This window comes from Legionella sp. W05-934-2, from assembly GCF_964199965.1.
Taxonomy (GTDB): Bacteria; Pseudomonadota; Gammaproteobacteria; order Legionellales; family Legionellaceae; genus JAFIFT01.
The window spans coordinates 316,217-330,768 of the sequence record NZ_CAXMZT010000001.1; the positions used below are offsets into that span (position 1 = coordinate 316,217).

The following is a 14,552-nucleotide window of genomic DNA, read 5'->3' on the forward strand; positions in this document are numbered from 1 at the left end:
AGTTTATACTGGGTTAGCACTATCGATAAATTGGTGTGTAACAGAAAATTGGTTTTTCAAATGCTCTCCTAATAATTGTACACCAAAACGTTCTGTTGCATGGTGACCCGAGGCAAAATAATCAATTCCTAGTTCATTTGCTATGTAATATGTTCTTTCAGATACTTCACCACTAATAAATGCATCGACACCCACTTGATGGGCCAATTCGATGAGATCTTGTGCACCACCTGTACACCAAGCCACCTTGGAAATATCAGCATTTCTCGCATTAAAGACAAGCGGCTTACGTTGTAAAATCCTTTCTAGTTGATTGGATAAAGTTTGCGCTGACACAGGCCCTTTAAATTGGCCACTCCATAACAAATCAGGTTGTCCCATTGCGGCTTTAGATTGAATTTTGGTTAATCCTAATGCTTTCCCTAAACCCACATTATTGCCATAATTTTCATGGGCGTCTAAAGGTAAATGGTAGGCTATTAAATTGATATTGTTGGTAATCAAACTCGCCATACGCGCGCGCTTCATGCCAGTTATAACAGGCGACTCACCTTTCCAAAAATAGCCATGATGTACCAACAAAGCATCGGCATGATAACTAATCGCTTGGTTAATCGCATCTAACGAAGCAGTGACAGCCGTGCATAGAACGTTAATTTGATCCGTTCCTTCAACTTGCAAACCATTTGATGTGTAATCATGAAACAGATCAACACATAATAGCTCATCTAAATAGGTGACTAACTGTGCACGGCCAACGCTCATCGTGTTTATGAACTCCGCTTTATGTCAGCACCAACCATGGATAATTTTTCTTCTATTCGTTCATATCCTCGGTCAACATGATAAACACGTTGCACAACCGTTTCACCTTTGGCAGCAAGGCCAGCCAATATTAAGCTTGCTGAAGCTCTTAAATCGGTAGCCATCACAGGCGCCCCCGTTAATTTGTCAACGCCTTGAATGAACGCCGTATTGCCATTTAAACGAATTTTTGCACCCATGCGCTGTAATTCTTGGACATGCATAAATCGATTTTCAAAAATATTCTCGATGACTGCGCTACTTCCCTTGGCAATGCAATTGACTGCCATCAATTGTGCTTGCATATCGGTAGCAAATCCTGGATATGGAGCCGTACTAATATCCACTGCTTCAGGTCGTTTGCCATTCATATTGAGTGTCACCCAATCCTCACCAATACTAAGTTCAGCACCGCATTCCTCAAACTTACACAATAAAGATAACAAGGTATCTGGTTTCGTTTTTCGTATGGTGATGCGACCTCGTGTAATAGCTGCTGCCGCTAAATAGGTTCCTGATTCAATTCGGTCTGGCATAACAGAATAACTTCCACCTTTTAGCGCTTCGACCCCTTCAATTTCAATCGTGGAAGTGCCTGCGCCTGTAATTTTAGCACCCATCAAATTGAGAAAATGGGCAAGATCGACGACTTCAGGTTCTCGCGCTGCATTTTTCAATATTGTTTTTCCTTTGGCCAAGGTTGCCGCCATCATGACATTCTCGGTCCCTGTGACTGTCACTGTATCAAATACAATTAAAGCCCCTTTTAATCGACCTTCCGGACAACGCGCTTTCACATAGCCATTTTCAACTTCAATTTGGGCCCCCATATTCTTTAGCGCTTTTAAATGCAAATCGACGGGACGACTTCCAATAGCACAGCCACCAGGTAATGAAACATCTGCTTTCCCAAATCGAGCAAGCAAAGGTCCCAAAACAACAATGGATGCACGCATCGTTTTAACAAGCTCATAAGGTGCTACCCAATTATCAACCTTGGTTGAATCTACCTGAACATGCATTTTATCATCGACGGTTAAGCTAGCACCCAGTTGGCCTATCAAATCCATCATGGTGGTTACATCACGTAAATGAGGTACGTTTGAAATAGTCACATTATCAGAAGCAAGTAAGGTAGCTGCCATAATAGGCAAAGCGGCATTTTTAGCACCCGAAATTGTGACGTCACCATCGAGGGGGGTACCACCTTTTATAATTAGTTTATCCATTTTTTTTCTCCCATTCTTCAGGGGTCAATGTCTTCATGGATACTGCATGCAAGCTACCTTCAGCTATCCACTCTGTTAATAAAGCGTATATCTTTTGCTGCCGCTTAACGATGCTTAAGTTTTGAAATGATGGTGAAACAACCGTGATTTGGTAGTGATATCCATCGCCTTCCACTTTTGCAAATTGGATATCTGGCTGTTTTTCTAAAAGTGACTTAATTTCATCATTCTCAATCATGTAACTATCTCTAATCAGCATCTGTTAATAAGTTATCAATTTCATAAAACTTCGCTAAGGAACGAATCTCTTTGGAAACACCCTTAAATTGATAATTCAACTCTCGCTTTTTTAATTGTGAAATGGAATCAATTAACAAAGCTAAACCGGCGCTGTCGCACTTAACAATTGCGCTCAAATCAAAGATAAGCGGTTTATTGTCAAGCGACTTTAAAATATGGTTGATTTCATCTTGTAAAACAGCAATGGTGCCAAATGATAAAGCACCCTCTGGTTTAAATGTAATCGCGTCCATTAGGCAGCACTCGCTTTTTTCTCTAATTGTTCAATTAATTTTTTCATTGATGAGGATTGAAGTGCTTGAGCAAATTGAGAGCGAAAGCTCTGGAGCAAACTAACACCCTCGACACTTAAGTCATATATTTTCCAATTAGCGCCTTTGGAGACGAGACTATAGGATAATGGAACATTTTGTCCATTTGAGCGTTTGATAACACTGTTTACCCGGAGAAAACGACTATCCACTGATCCTCTAATCGGTAAAAATTGAATGGTTTCATCGGTATATTCTGCTAAGGGGTTCGCATAAGTACGTATCACTAATTTTGTGAACGCACGAATGAACTGGTCTCTTTCAGCAGGGGTTGCTTTGTTCCAGGCTTGTCGTCCTAACACTGATCGCGCCATACCCCGTGTGTCAACAACCGGCAGTAAATACCGTTGGACAGCCGAACGGATAATCTCAGGATTTTTCTTTAATTCAGATTTATTATTTTTTAAGGTCACTAATATTTTTTGAGCAACATTTTCAAGCATCGGTACGGGGGAGGTTTGAGCCATAACCGAAAATGAAAACAGCAATAGGATTGATGCCATTAAGCACCGATATAAACGGATCATAGAATTCCCCTTTTATTTATTGATATTAAAAACTAATTGACCAATTAAATTCTCTAAAATGATAGCTTCTTGTGTCTTGCCAATTTGATCGCCATTGACTAGATAGGGATGATCGCTATCTTTATCATCAAAGCCTGGTACGATACTAATATAGTTGGATCCAAGCAAACCTTCCGTTAAAATGCGAGCGGAGACATCGTCATATGGGATTTGCTTATTACGATTTAATCGCATGGTCACCTTGGCATTTAATTGGTCTGGCTGAAGTTCAACTTTTGTCACCTCACCAATGCGAACACCAGCCACCGTGACAGGCGCTCGAACTTTCAGCCCGCCAATATCAGCAAAATTAGCCGTCACATAATAGGAAGGTGGCGCTTCCCAGTCGGTTAATCCGCTGACTTTTAATGCCATCACGGAAAAGCCATATAAACCTGCTAACATAAACAATCCAACACTGATATCTATTAACTTTTGTTTTTTCATTACCATCCTCCAATCATCATTGCCGTTAGCAAAAAGTCCAGACCAAGAACGGCTAACGATGAATACACAACTGTTCTTGTGGTTGCTTGGCTTATCCCTGCCGCCGTTGGTACACAGCTAAATCCTTGGTATACCGCTATCCAGATCATCACAAACGCAAAAACAACGCTTTTAATAATACCGCTTAATACATCCAAGTGAAAATTAACAGCTGATTGCATATTTGACCAGAAACTGCCAGCATCAATACCCAACCATTGAACACCGACAAAATACCCACCATAAATCGCAACAGCAGAGAATATCATTGCCAATAATGGTAATGAAATAAGTCCTGCAATGAATCGGGGATACACAACTCGACCGATGGGGTCAACCCCCATCATGTCCATACTGGCAAGCTGTTCGGTGGCTTTCATTAGGCCTATTTCTGCCGTTAAAGCCGAACCAGCACGACCAGCAAATAACAGCGCACTAATCACTGGTCCTAATTCACGTGCAATACTCAATGCCAATAATTGTCCTAATTGAGTCCCCGCACCAAATTTCTGCAGGGTGTTATACCCTTGCAAGCCAACAACCATGCCAATAAATAATCCTGATACAACAATAATTAAACAGGATAGGACCCCGATAAAATACAGTTGATTGCGAAACTCCACGGATAATTTTTTAAATTGAGGCCTACGAAACAGAATCGACAACAAAAAAAGGCCGCTTTGACCCGTTAATCGAACAAATGAGATGCCACGTTGACCGGTTCTTTCAATCCAATTAATCATTCAGCAACTCCTCTTCGTAGGGTTTAGCAGGATAATGGAACGGTACGGCTCCGTCTGCTTCGCCATGCATGAATTGTCTCACGCGAGGATCATCAGAATCCATGAGCGATTTAGGATGGCCCTCAGCAATGATGCGTCCACCGACAGTCAAATAAGCCCAGTCAGCAATGCTGCACGCTTCATTTACATCATGAGACACAATGACCGAAGTTAAATCGAGTAGTTCATTTGAACGTTGGATTAACCGCATTAAGACCCCCATTGATATCGGATCTTGCCCAGTAAACGGTTCATCATAAAGCATTAATTGGGGATCTAATGCAATCGATCGCGCCAGTGCCACTCGTCTAGCCATGCCCCCAGATAGCTCATGAGGCATCATATGTGCCGCGCCTCGTAAACCCACCGATTGCAATTTCATTAAAACAATTTCATGAAGAATATGGTCGCTTAAGTTAGTATGCTCTCTTAAAGGAAATGCCACATTATCGAACACCGATAGGTGGGTGAAGAGCGCACCACTCTGAAATAAAAGACCTATTTTTTGTCGTGCTTGGAATAATTCTTTTCGACCTAATTGATGTATATTTTTTCCATCAACAAACACTGTGCCTTGATCAGGTGTTAATTGAGCACCAATTAAACGCAACAACGTGGTTTTACCCGATCCACTTGGCCCCATGATGGCAGTAATTTTTCCACGGGGAATGGATAAATTGACCTGATTAAAGATCATTCTTTCACCACGTGAAAAACACATCGATCGTATCTCGACTATGTTGTCGTTCATGGAATTATCCGATTTATTATTATGATTTATTAGTATATATCAATCTCATATAGAAGTGTAGCAAAGGGCTGGAACAACGCAAGTTTTCGAGATGACGTCCAGAAATCCAAGGAATTATATGATACAGGGCGCCGTATTTAACTAAGGAACGCCCTTTATATAGAATTATGCCACACAGTTTACCTAACCTAGCTGAAAGCCCTAGTGTTCACGCGTAGAACAAAATGTAATTTTTGGATATCTTTCTTCCGCCATTGTCAAATTAACACGCGTTGGCGCGAGATACAGTAGCGCATCAGCTGCATCTAAGGCCAAATAATCGTGCGCTTTCTGCTTGAATTCAGCCATCGCTTTTTCATCGTCACTGTAGACCCATCGAGCACAATTGACATTAACAGATTCATAGACACAATCGACTTTATACTCATGCTTTAAACGATGGGCTACGACGTCAAATTGCAATATTCCAACAGCACCTAAAATCATATTATTGCTGTTTAAGGGGCGAAATACTTGCGTCGCGCCCTCTTCGGATAGTTCGATTAACCCTTTGACGAGCGATTTTGATTTTAACGGATCTTTTAAACGAACTAAGCGGAATAATTCCGGTGCGAAATTTGGAATTCCAATAAACTTAAGCATCTCACCTTCGGAAAAAGTATCGCCAATACGGATGGTGCCATGGTTATGTAAACCAATAATATCTCCTGGCAATGCTTCCTCCGCATGCGAACGATCGCCGGCCATAAACGTCAGCGCATTACTAATTTGAACAGTTTTACCAATTCGCAAATGGGTTAGTTTCATCCCCTTATCAAATTTGCCAGAACACACACGCAAAAATGCAATTCGATCGCGATGCTTGGGATCCATATTCGCTTGTATTTTAAAGACAAAGCCTGAAAATTTATCTTCTTCTGGTTTGACTATGCGTTGCTCCGCTTGTCGAGGTTGAGGTCCCGGTGCAAATTCTGCAAAATCATCGAGCATGACTTCAATACCAAAATTATTGATGGCTGAGCCAAAATAAACAGGCGTTAGCGTTCCTTGAAGATAGTCGTGCAAGTTAAACGGATGTGATGCGCCCCGAACTAATTCAATCTCGCTTCTTAATTCATCTGCCATGTCAGGCAGTTGCGCATCCAACTCAGGGTTATCAAGTCCTTCAATGACCTTACCAGATTGTGTTTGCTGATTTTTGCCAGGTTGATACAGATAAATTCTATCTTTTTCTAGATGGTAAATACCTTTAAACCGCTTTCCCATGCCAATTGGCCAGGTTACAGGCGCACACCGTATCCCCAACACCGACTCAACTTCATCCATCAATTCAATGGGCTCTTTACCTTCTCTATCGAGTTTATTGATAAAGGTCATAATAGGGGTATCACGCAAGCGGCAAACTTCCATCAATTTAATCGTTCTATCTTCAACCCCCTTTGCCACATCGATGACCATCATTGCTGAATCAACAGCTGTGAGAGTTCGATAGGTATCTTCTGAGAAATCCTCATGCCCCGGGGTGTCCAGCAAATTCATGGTATAGCCTTTATGCACAAATTGCATGACAGAAGTCGTGACGGAAATGCCTCTTTCCTTTTCCATTTCCATCCAATCTGATTTCGCATGACGGTCTGACTTTCGACCTTTTACGGTTCCAGCCAATTGAATAGCGCCCCCGAATAACAACAATTTTTCAGTGACAGTGGTTTTACCTGCATCGGGATGTGAGATGATGGCAAACGTTCTACGTTTGTTAAATGCTTGCATAGCTAGTTACAATAACCTTTTTTCAAATAACGCCCATTCTAGCGCATATACCTAGTTGCAATCTACTCTGTACAAGACAAAAACTAATATCTAGTACGTGCCCGCGCCCGAGCCCGTGCCCGTACCCGGTTTTTAATGGGCACAGTTCACTATTTTTCGGTGGGCTGCTTCAAGATCAAAGTTTATCTTTCAATTCTTCAGATTCGGGCACGGGCTCGTATTAGTTCTTTTTTGTTTTTGTCCGGTACAAAGTGCGGCTAAGATATATCGTTGTATCTAAGGAAACCTTAATATAAAAATCGTATACTAAAGCCTGCTAATAATTCGGCTAACAGCTGTAAATGGATTATCTTTTTCTTTAACATGCGTAGTGAATTAAATAGAAAACTAGTAGATTAAACGAATTCGAAGTAAAATATCTGCAAAACCGTAGTTAAATAGAAATTATGACCGCATTTCAATACCATGCCTTGAATAACTCGGGCGAATCAAAAAAAGGGATTATCGAAGCCGATTCTGAACGACAAGCCCGTGATAGTATTCGTCAACAAGGCCTTATTCCAACCCAAATCCAACTTGTGAAAGGCCGTAAAGGGTTTGGACGGTCCAATCGTTTACACACGGCTGATTTAGCCTTACTCACTCGACAAATGGCAACGCTGCTATCAGCGGGAATTCCAATCGATGAGGCCTTGCAAGGTGTCATTGAGCAAACCGAAAAGAATAAAGTTGTTGAAATATTAATTGGATTAAGAGCCAAAGTGGTTCAAGGATATAGCTTAGCCCAAGCAATGGGTGAGTATCCAGCAGCATTCCCCGAACTCTATCGTGCAACAGTTGGATCCGGGGAACAAACCGGGCAACTCGATTTTGTCTTGCTTAAGCTTGCCGAATACACCGAGCAACAACAAGCAAACCGCCAAAAGGCAATCCAAGCGTTAATTTATCCAAGTTTAATGATCTTGGTGTCAATTGGCATCATTGGATTCCTCCTTGCTTATGTCGTTCCAAAGATCATCGATGTCTTCATTAGCAGTGGTCAATCGTTACCAACAATGACCAAAGTACTGATTGATCTAAGCCATTTTTTACAACATTATGGTATATTTTTGTTGGTTGGGCTAATTGGAATAACCCTTTTATGCCGCTATGCCCTCACCTATGAATCCTGGTTGTGGCGTTGGCATCACCTAAAACTTCGATTACCAATTACATCCTATTTAATCCTTTCCAGTAATAATGCACGCTATATTCACACGTTTGCAATTTTATTTTCTGCCGGCGTTTCGGTGCTAGAAACCATGCGCGTTGGCAGCCAATTAATTAGCAATGTCGTGATGCGAAAGGCATTCGATCAAGCAGCAATTAAAGTGAAAGAAGGAACGAGCATTAGCCAAAGCCTAAAAGAAACAGGGTTTCTTAACCCAATGGCAATCCATTTAATCAGCAGTGGAGAACGCTCAGGTCAAGTAGCAGAATTAATGGAAAAAGCAGCGATACATATGGACAATGAGCTCAAACGATTAATTGACACGGCATTAACGCTGCTTGAACCCATGGTGATTTTATTTATGGGCGCAGTTGTTTTGTTTATCGTACTTGCAACCTTGCTGCCTATTTTTTCGATGGAACAATTGATTAGTTAACGAGAGGTTATGATGAAACAACAGCGCGGATTTTCGCTTATTGAGATTATGGTTGTCGTAGTTATTTTAGGCATTTTGGCTTCTTTTGTGGTTCCAAAAATCATGTCAAGGCCCGATGAAGCCAGGGCAGTTAAAGCCAAACATGATGTATTAGCTATTGAAAATGCACTGGATCTTTATCGATTAGACAATGGGTTTTATCCAACCACTGAGCAAGGTTTGGTGGCCCTTGTTGAAAAACCAACAACAAGCCCAGAGCCTAGGAATTGGAAAGTCTATTTAAAATCGATTCCCAAAGACCCTTGGAATCGCGACTATCTTTATATGAATCCAGGTGAACACGGTGAAATCGATGTCTTTACCTATGGCGCGGATGGTCAACCAGGCGGTAGTGGCAAAAACGCTGAAATTGGTAATTGGAATGCGCGATAAACGAGGGTTTACATTAATTGAGATTATGGTGGTGCTAATTATTATTGGCACCGCCGCTACCTTTGCCGTCCTATCTTTTGGCGACTTTGGAAAATCAAAACAAGCAAAATCCGCTGCTGAACAGATGGTGCAATACATCTCCTTGTTACAACAAAAGGCAATATTAGAAAATCGCCTCCTGGGAATCACAATCCATCCCAACGGTTATCAAGCAAAAAAATATATCCCTTCAAAAGGTTGGCAAACGATAAACAACAGCCGAGTCTACCAAGAACAACCCTTGCCAAATGGGTTACAGTTCCAACTTAGCAAATCGATGAACGAGTCTGTCAATATTGTTATTCAAACATCTGGCGACATCACTCCATTTGACATCTATATTGCAGATACCAATAAGAAGAAGATGATTCAGGTACATGGCAAAGCAAATGGAGGACTATCTATTCATGCCCAATCCTAAAGGATTTACCTTGATAGAAGTATTACTCGGACTCGCCATTTTATCCATCGCGTTAACCGCGTTACTCGTCACAACCGGTCAGGACATTCAGCAAACCCAACGTCTGAAAGAAACAATGGTCAGTCACTGGGTGGCAGAACAAGCAATGAATGAAATTCGGCTGGGGCTTTTTACTCCCACCAATCGAACTTTTACGACCTATAAAACAAGATGGCTTAATAAAGATTGGTTCTGGCAAGTCCAGCTCAAAAAAACAGACTCTAGTCGCATCAAATCAATCACTATTTTGACAAGCACGAAACGCTCTGGACCATTTAGGCCATCCTTAACCGGGTATTGGATGCTATCATGATTCGTTTAAAAGGGTTTACTTTAATCGAAATCCTCGTTGCTTTGGTAATATTTGCCGTCATCGCATCAATTACCAGTGCCACACTGTATCATGCTTTCAATGCGCGCGAAAAAGTCAATTTAATGGCCGATAAATTAAATCAACTTGAAATCGCCATGGCCTTATTGCAGCAAGACAGCTATCAAGCAATTCCTCGTTCAGTTCGTGGTAATGATCTTCGCTATTTCCCCGTTTTTGTTGGGCAAGGAAACTATATTGAATTTACTCGTTCAGGCTTGCTCAATCCTAAACAACAAGAACATAGCTCATCGATGCAACGAGTCGCTTATCGTTGTGATAATGGCAAACTGTATCGCAAACGTTGGCTTGAGCTGGACACAACAAATCGTAATCGGTTTCATGAAAAGGCCATTCTCTCAAACCTATCAAGTTGCCGTTTTGAATACATCAATCGCACGTTGGATACATTAAATGAATGGCGCCCCCAACGTTCTATCCGCGAGAGGTTACTCAAACCAGAGTTACTACCAAAGGCAATACGCGTTCATTTAAAATTCAAAGACTGGGGGGAAATGCAACCCCTATTTATCATTCCTGAGGCGGCTTATGCAAATTTACTATCGAAGTAGACAAGCAGGTAGCGCCTTACTAACGGCTTTATTTATTATGACCTTAGTCGCCATTGCCGCCACAGCAATGACATTGCGACTAAAATTAGACATTGCTAGAATGCAAATTACTGTTGAAGCAAGCGCTTTAAAAAACAAGGCCCAGCTACCCACGTTAATAGGCATTCAATGGTTACGACAATCTCGACTACCAGCAGCAAAACGAAATAACAACCCAGCGACACTGGTTGAATTTACCCATTTGACAAACGATAAAAATTGGCAAGTATCGGGAAAAGTAATCGATTTACAAAGTCGTTTCAACATTAACAATCTCGAAAATAAAAACCACCACAAACCGTTTCAAAAACTGCTAATGAATCAGGGCATTGAAGCCAATACAGCCAAGAAAATTATTAAACTATGCCACTACTGGACACAACCTCACCGTCTCGAAAGAGGCCATGATCCCTTGTTAAGCGAATTCTTAGCCCAAAAGCCACCCTATTATCCGGGATACCAACTGTTTACCAGTCCGTCAGAAATCCGTTTGATTCCTGGCGTATCCAGTCAAATCGCTGAAAAATTAATGCCATCGATCATCGCCTTACCCAATCTTACACCGATTAATATTGCGACAGCACCACCAGAGTTAATTAAAATCTTAGGTGATGGTTTAAAAGATAATCAAGTTAATCGCATCATAGAACTGCGTAGTAGTGGACAAATCCACAATAAATCAAAACTAGATGAGCTTCTCAAGCAATATAATATTCCAGCCAATCAAGTGACGGTGCAAAGCAATTATTTTTTAGTTGTCGCCAAGGTAAGCTATCTCGATAAAGACTTACAGCAATTTACAATCATTGAGCGAACACAACAAAAGGAAAAAAAGAAAGTGAAACTTAATGTGGTTTATGTGAGTTATCACGCGCTTTAAGCCCCATTATTCGATTCATCTAATTGGGGATGTCCCCTATTCTGTGGCTTGAATCCGTTTATGGTATTCATTGACCATACTTTTAGCTTGTTTCATTTCAGCCTGACTCATTGCTTTTTTAAGCTTAGCCAGTTGCCTTACTGCCATTGGATTATCACTTTCACTAGCAATGGTTAACCAAACATAGGCTTTCGTATTACTCTTAGTAACGCCAAGGCCTGTCATATATAAATACCCCAGTCTTGCTTGCGCATCGGAGTTACCTTGTAATGCTGAAAGACCTAGCCAATAGGCTGCTTTTTCATAATTTTTATCGACACCCGAGCCACTTAAATATAATTGCCCAAGATGTAATTGTGCAAGGGGGTGGCCTTTCTTCCCAGCAAACTGATACCAATACGCTGCTGATTTTGGATTCGCTTGGGTTCCAAAACCCATTTCATAGTAATACCCCAAAAAGGCTTGGGCATTCACATGCCCTCTTGATGCAGCACGTTTAAACCATTTTAAAGCACGTGCTTTATTGGGGGGCAATCCATAATTTCCATTATCGATTAATCCTAGACTGTATTCCGCTTTTGGATCACCCTGTAACGCAGCCTGTTGATACCAATATTGCGCTTTACGGATATTTTTTTTAACGCCCTCACCATTGATGTACATATAAGCAACATTCACTTGCGCTTTGCTATACCCTTGTTTGGCTGATTTTAAAAACCATTGAAGCGCGATGTTGGGATCGGCTTTCGTTCCATCACCATTCATATACATCAAACCAACATTTCGTTGGGCAACGGCATTACCTTGTTTGGCTGATTGTTTATATAAAGCCAACGCTTTTTCATAACTTTGAGGAACCACTTCACCCGTATCATACATGTGCCCCAAACTTAACTGTGCAAGTGCATTGCCAGCGTCTGCTGCTTTTTGATACCACTCACTGGCTTTAGCCGTATCTTGATTAACACCTTGTCCTTGATGATACATTCGACCCACCAAGTACATCGCTTCAGCATTTCCCTGCTCAGCTGCTTTTACTAAATGAGTGTAAGCAGTGGAGTAATCACCTGATTCATAGGCAGAGAACCCGATAAACTCATCAGCGTGGATGAGTTGGCTAAATAGCATGAATATCGCTAGCAGTAATGCGCGCATTCAAACTCCATTATTTTGCGAGGATACTATAAGATTAGACTATTTTTTGATCATTTGTTATCACTATAGATTAGTTGGTTTAATATATTATCAGATGATGATTAACCATCGACAATAAATTAAAATACTTATGCGTTACCATAACTCCACAACAGGCTATTTATACCAAGTGCGTTACTCTCTTTCTACAAGATGAAATACTTCTTTATCGCCATTTGAACCTAAATAATTAATAAAATAGAATCTAAAAAACAAAATCGTGTTTAACGCCATAATGGAGAAACCATCTGTTATAATATCTGGTGCCTTTTTTAGTAAAACATGTTCTAGGTTTTCCCAAACAATAAAACTTAAAAGGCCTGGAATACCGACTAAAGATATACCAACGGCAAGCAGACATATCTTAAAAAAATTAGACCGTGAAGATTGGATATCCCTAACTTCTCTAGAATGTTTTGTAAATCTTGATATAACAAGCTCCATTATAAAATAGCCTAATAATAAAAAATATAAAAAACTGATGGGATGTATCTCAATAAATGTATGTTGAAGCAAAACCTGGAATACAGCTAAAGTTGATGCGCTTAAGGAAATAAAAAATCGAACCGGATTAACTATATGAATAATAGCAATAATATGGAATCCAAAAGCAACCATAAAAAGAAGTTCATCAAAAAAACTGATTGGTATTCTAAACAAGAAATAAATGAATATTTCGAAAATGATAAAAAAAGACAATGTTGTTAAGAAATAATTAATCAGGCTTTTGGTGCTGAGACTTGTCGTATGAAGTCCTAAAAATCCTTGAATTGTGCTTATCAAAAATCGAGGAAATATAAATTCATGATAGATGAAAAAATATAGTCGCTGTTTAATTCTCAGAGGAAAGCGGGATTCAATCAAATAACGCTCATTTTCCTGTCTATTATTCCTATTTTGTTCAATAGAATGGTGCTGATATAAAAGGGACGGTGATTTTAAAAATTCGATGGTTCTATAAAGCCCATTTAAAACACAATGCATCAGGGCGAAGGTATAATAACCCCAAAGAGTCTCTATATATATTAAACCTAGCTGCGCTATCGAGGCATAGGCAATCGCATTTTTAATGTCAGGTGTTTGCTTGCTCATCAAGCTTGCGATAACTGAGAAGCTTAAGGTCAAAGCTGTTGCTATTATAATGAGATAAATATTATGTTCAGCGGCATGTGACCATGCGGATAGAAAAATAAAGCATGCAAGATGTGTTGATAATCCTCCATAAAAAACTGCACTTGAAGGTGTAGGACCTTCCATAGCACGTGGCAGCCATATTATCGGGAAAATGCTTGATTTAATCAAACAAGAGATCAAAATAAAACTAAGTGTTAACGTTCCCTCGCCTTGAAGATAAGAGTGATTGCCAACAAATGCGCCATATATCAATGCAGAATAAAAAATGACATCTGATAGTTTATAAATGACAAGGATGGTTAATGCATTTTTTAACACTTGGGGTCTATGTTCATAAAAAGCTATTAAAAGTACGGATGATAATCCCAGGAGCTCCCAGCCAATAAATAAGCTTTCTGAATTTTCCGTTAATACTAAAAAACAGATGGCCAACTCCAAAATATAAAATAAACTGAAAAATTTGAAAAAATATTTATCTCGATGTAGATAAAATACAGAAAACTTAGCAATAATTGACAACAAAATGATAGAAAAAACGAAAAAAACAATTGAATAAAAATTCCAAATGATATGGAGGTCTATCGTTAAGTAAAGAAACTCTGTTACGATGGTGTTATTCAAGTATTGGTAAAATGCCAATAACGCTACGAGATGTATACAATCGACCACAATTCCAATATTCACAAGATATCTGGCTTTTTTTTCAGATGTCTTAATTGGAAATTGTAAACTAAACATTAAAATTAATAGGAATCTCACAATTGCTGAGATTGAATAATAATAAAAA

The 14,552-nt window shown here is 40.0% G+C and carries 17 protein-coding genes; 6 read left to right on the plus strand and 11 right to left on the minus strand.

Features of this window, described 5'->3' with window-relative positions:
- Nucleotides 1-3 precede the first annotated feature (3 nt).
- The 9 genes from AB3348_RS01500 to AB3348_RS01540 all read right to left on the minus strand — a co-directional run bounded on the left by AB3348_RS01500 (nt 4) and on the right by AB3348_RS01540 (nt 6,999).
- The gene (locus AB3348_RS01500; RefSeq protein WP_367605768.1) at nt 4-765 is read right to left on the minus strand and encodes a Nif3-like dinuclear metal center hexameric protein; all 762 of its coding nucleotides are present in this window, start codon (nt 763-765) and stop codon (nt 4-6) included.
- Nucleotides 766-770: 5 nt separating this feature from the next.
- Nucleotides 771-2,033, minus strand: coding sequence for a UDP-N-acetylglucosamine 1-carboxyvinyltransferase (gene murA / locus AB3348_RS01505; protein WP_367605769.1), 1,263 nt, complete (start codon nt 2,031-2,033; stop codon nt 771-773).
- Nucleotides 2,026-2,268, minus strand: coding sequence for a BolA family protein (locus AB3348_RS01510; RefSeq protein ID WP_367605875.1), 243 nt, complete (start codon nt 2,266-2,268; stop codon nt 2,026-2,028). Before AB3348_RS01510 ends, murA begins: the two co-directional genes overlap by 8 nt.
- 13 nt (nt 2,269-2,281) lie before the next feature.
- Nucleotides 2,282-2,566, minus strand: coding sequence for a lipid asymmetry maintenance protein MlaB (locus AB3348_RS01515; protein ID WP_367605770.1), 285 nt, complete (start codon nt 2,564-2,566; stop codon nt 2,282-2,284).
- Entirely contained in the window at nt 2,566-3,168 is a 603-nt protein-coding gene (locus AB3348_RS01520; RefSeq protein ID WP_367605876.1) for a phospholipid-binding protein MlaC, read from the minus strand. Before AB3348_RS01520 ends, AB3348_RS01515 begins: the two co-directional genes overlap by 1 nt.
- Nucleotides 3,169-3,183: 15 nt before the next feature.
- Nucleotides 3,184-3,657: an outer membrane lipid asymmetry maintenance protein MlaD gene (gene mlaD / locus AB3348_RS01525; RefSeq protein WP_367605771.1), complete on the minus strand. Its 474-nt coding sequence runs from the start codon at nt 3,655-3,657 to the stop codon at nt 3,184-3,186.
- On the minus strand, nt 3,657-4,439 hold the full coding sequence (gene mlaE, locus AB3348_RS01530; protein WP_367605772.1) for a lipid asymmetry maintenance ABC transporter permease subunit MlaE: 783 nt from the start codon (nt 4,437-4,439) through the stop codon (nt 3,657-3,659). Before mlaE ends, mlaD begins: the two co-directional genes overlap by 1 nt.
- The gene (locus AB3348_RS01535; protein ID WP_367605773.1) at nt 4,432-5,229 is read right to left on the minus strand and encodes an ATP-binding cassette domain-containing protein; all 798 of its coding nucleotides are present in this window, start codon (nt 5,227-5,229) and stop codon (nt 4,432-4,434) included. Before AB3348_RS01535 ends, mlaE begins: the two co-directional genes overlap by 8 nt.
- 201 nt (nt 5,230-5,430) lie before the next feature.
- The gene (locus AB3348_RS01540) at nt 5,431-6,999 is read right to left on the minus strand and encodes a peptide chain release factor 3 (RefSeq protein ID WP_367605774.1); all 1,569 of its coding nucleotides are present in this window, start codon (nt 6,997-6,999) and stop codon (nt 5,431-5,433) included.
- 446 nt (nt 7,000-7,445) lie between these two features.
- Here AB3348_RS01540 and gspF point away from each other — a divergent pair, with 446 nt between their 5' ends.
- The 6 genes from gspF to gspK are packed head-to-tail and all read left to right on the plus strand — an operon-like array spanning nt 7,446 to nt 11,437.
- Nucleotides 7,446-8,645, plus strand: coding sequence for a type II secretion system inner membrane protein GspF (gspF, locus tag AB3348_RS01545; RefSeq protein ID WP_367605775.1), 1,200 nt, complete (start codon nt 7,446-7,448; stop codon nt 8,643-8,645).
- A gap of 12 nt (nt 8,646-8,657) precedes the next feature.
- Complete coding sequence (gene gspG, locus AB3348_RS01550; RefSeq protein ID WP_367605877.1) at nt 8,658-9,077, plus strand: type II secretion system major pseudopilin GspG; 420 nt, start codon at nt 8,658-8,660, stop codon at nt 9,075-9,077.
- Nucleotides 9,067-9,537 carry a type II secretion system minor pseudopilin GspH gene (gene gspH, locus AB3348_RS01555; protein WP_367605776.1) on the plus strand — a complete coding sequence of 157 codons (471 nt, stop codon included), beginning with the start codon at nt 9,067-9,069 and terminating at the stop codon, nt 9,535-9,537. Before gspG ends, gspH begins: the two co-directional genes overlap by 11 nt.
- Entirely contained in the window at nt 9,524-9,889 is a 366-nt protein-coding gene (gene gspI, locus AB3348_RS01560; RefSeq protein ID WP_367605777.1) for a type II secretion system minor pseudopilin GspI, read from the plus strand. The genes gspH and gspI overlap by 14 nt, the downstream gene beginning before the upstream one ends.
- The gene (gene lspJ, locus AB3348_RS01565) at nt 9,886-10,518 is read left to right on the plus strand and encodes a GspJ family T2SS minor pseudopilin variant LspJ (RefSeq protein WP_367605778.1); all 633 of its coding nucleotides are present in this window, start codon (nt 9,886-9,888) and stop codon (nt 10,516-10,518) included. The genes gspI and lspJ overlap by 4 nt, the downstream gene beginning before the upstream one ends.
- Complete coding sequence (gene gspK, locus AB3348_RS01570) at nt 10,496-11,437, plus strand: type II secretion system minor pseudopilin GspK (RefSeq protein WP_367605779.1); 942 nt, start codon at nt 10,496-10,498, stop codon at nt 11,435-11,437. Before lspJ ends, gspK begins: the two co-directional genes overlap by 23 nt.
- Before the next feature lie 36 nt (nt 11,438-11,473).
- Here gspK and AB3348_RS01575 read toward each other — a convergent pair whose 3' ends face one another.
- Both AB3348_RS01575 and AB3348_RS01580 read right to left on the minus strand, forming a co-directional pair.
- Nucleotides 11,474-12,592, minus strand: a complete 1,119-nt coding sequence (locus tag AB3348_RS01575; protein ID WP_367605780.1) for a tetratricopeptide repeat protein — start codon at nt 12,590-12,592, stop codon at nt 11,474-11,476.
- Nucleotides 12,593-12,766: 174 nt separating this feature from the next.
- The gene (locus tag AB3348_RS01580; protein ID WP_367605781.1) at nt 12,767-14,503 is read right to left on the minus strand and encodes a proton-conducting transporter membrane subunit; all 1,737 of its coding nucleotides are present in this window, start codon (nt 14,501-14,503) and stop codon (nt 12,767-12,769) included.
- Nucleotides 14,504-14,552 lie beyond the last annotated feature (49 nt).

Excerpts from the sequence above, each read along its gene's own strand:
- mlaE (WP_367605772.1), bottom strand. The coding sequence starts at position 4,439 with ATGATTAATTGGATTGAAAGAACCGGTCAACGTGGCATCTCATTTGTT.
- AB3348_RS01500 (WP_367605768.1), bottom strand. The coding sequence starts at position 765 with ATGAGCGTTGGCCGTGCACAGTTAGTCACCTATTTAGATGAGCTATTA.
- gspF (WP_367605775.1), top strand. The coding sequence starts at position 7,446 with ATGACCGCATTTCAATACCATGCCTTGAATAACTCGGGCGAATCAAAA.
- mlaD (WP_367605771.1), bottom strand. The coding sequence starts at position 3,657 with ATGAAAAAACAAAAGTTAATAGATATCAGTGTTGGATTGTTTATGTTA.
- AB3348_RS01540 (WP_367605774.1), bottom strand. The coding sequence starts at position 6,999 with ATGCAAGCATTTAACAAACGTAGAACGTTTGCCATCATCTCACATCCC.
- gspI (WP_367605777.1), top strand. The coding sequence starts at position 9,524 with ATGCCCAATCCTAAAGGATTTACCTTGATAGAAGTATTACTCGGACTC.
- gspG (WP_367605877.1), top strand. The coding sequence starts at position 8,658 with ATGAAACAACAGCGCGGATTTTCGCTTATTGAGATTATGGTTGTCGTA.
- AB3348_RS01535 (WP_367605773.1), bottom strand. The coding sequence starts at position 5,229 with ATGAACGACAACATAGTCGAGATACGATCGATGTGTTTTTCACGTGGT.
- murA (WP_367605769.1), bottom strand. The coding sequence starts at position 2,033 with ATGGATAAACTAATTATAAAAGGTGGTACCCCCCTCGATGGTGACGTC.
- AB3348_RS01515 (WP_367605770.1), bottom strand. The coding sequence starts at position 2,566 with ATGGACGCGATTACATTTAAACCAGAGGGTGCTTTATCATTTGGCACC.
- AB3348_RS01575 (WP_367605780.1), bottom strand. The coding sequence starts at position 12,592 with ATGCGCGCATTACTGCTAGCGATATTCATGCTATTTAGCCAACTCATC.
- gspK (WP_367605779.1), top strand. The coding sequence starts at position 10,496 with ATGCAAATTTACTATCGAAGTAGACAAGCAGGTAGCGCCTTACTAACG.
- lspJ (WP_367605778.1), top strand. The coding sequence starts at position 9,886 with ATGATTCGTTTAAAAGGGTTTACTTTAATCGAAATCCTCGTTGCTTTG.
- AB3348_RS01580 (WP_367605781.1), bottom strand. The coding sequence starts at position 14,503 with ATGTTTAGTTTACAATTTCCAATTAAGACATCTGAAAAAAAAGCCAGA.
- gspH (WP_367605776.1), top strand. The coding sequence starts at position 9,067 with ATGCGCGATAAACGAGGGTTTACATTAATTGAGATTATGGTGGTGCTA.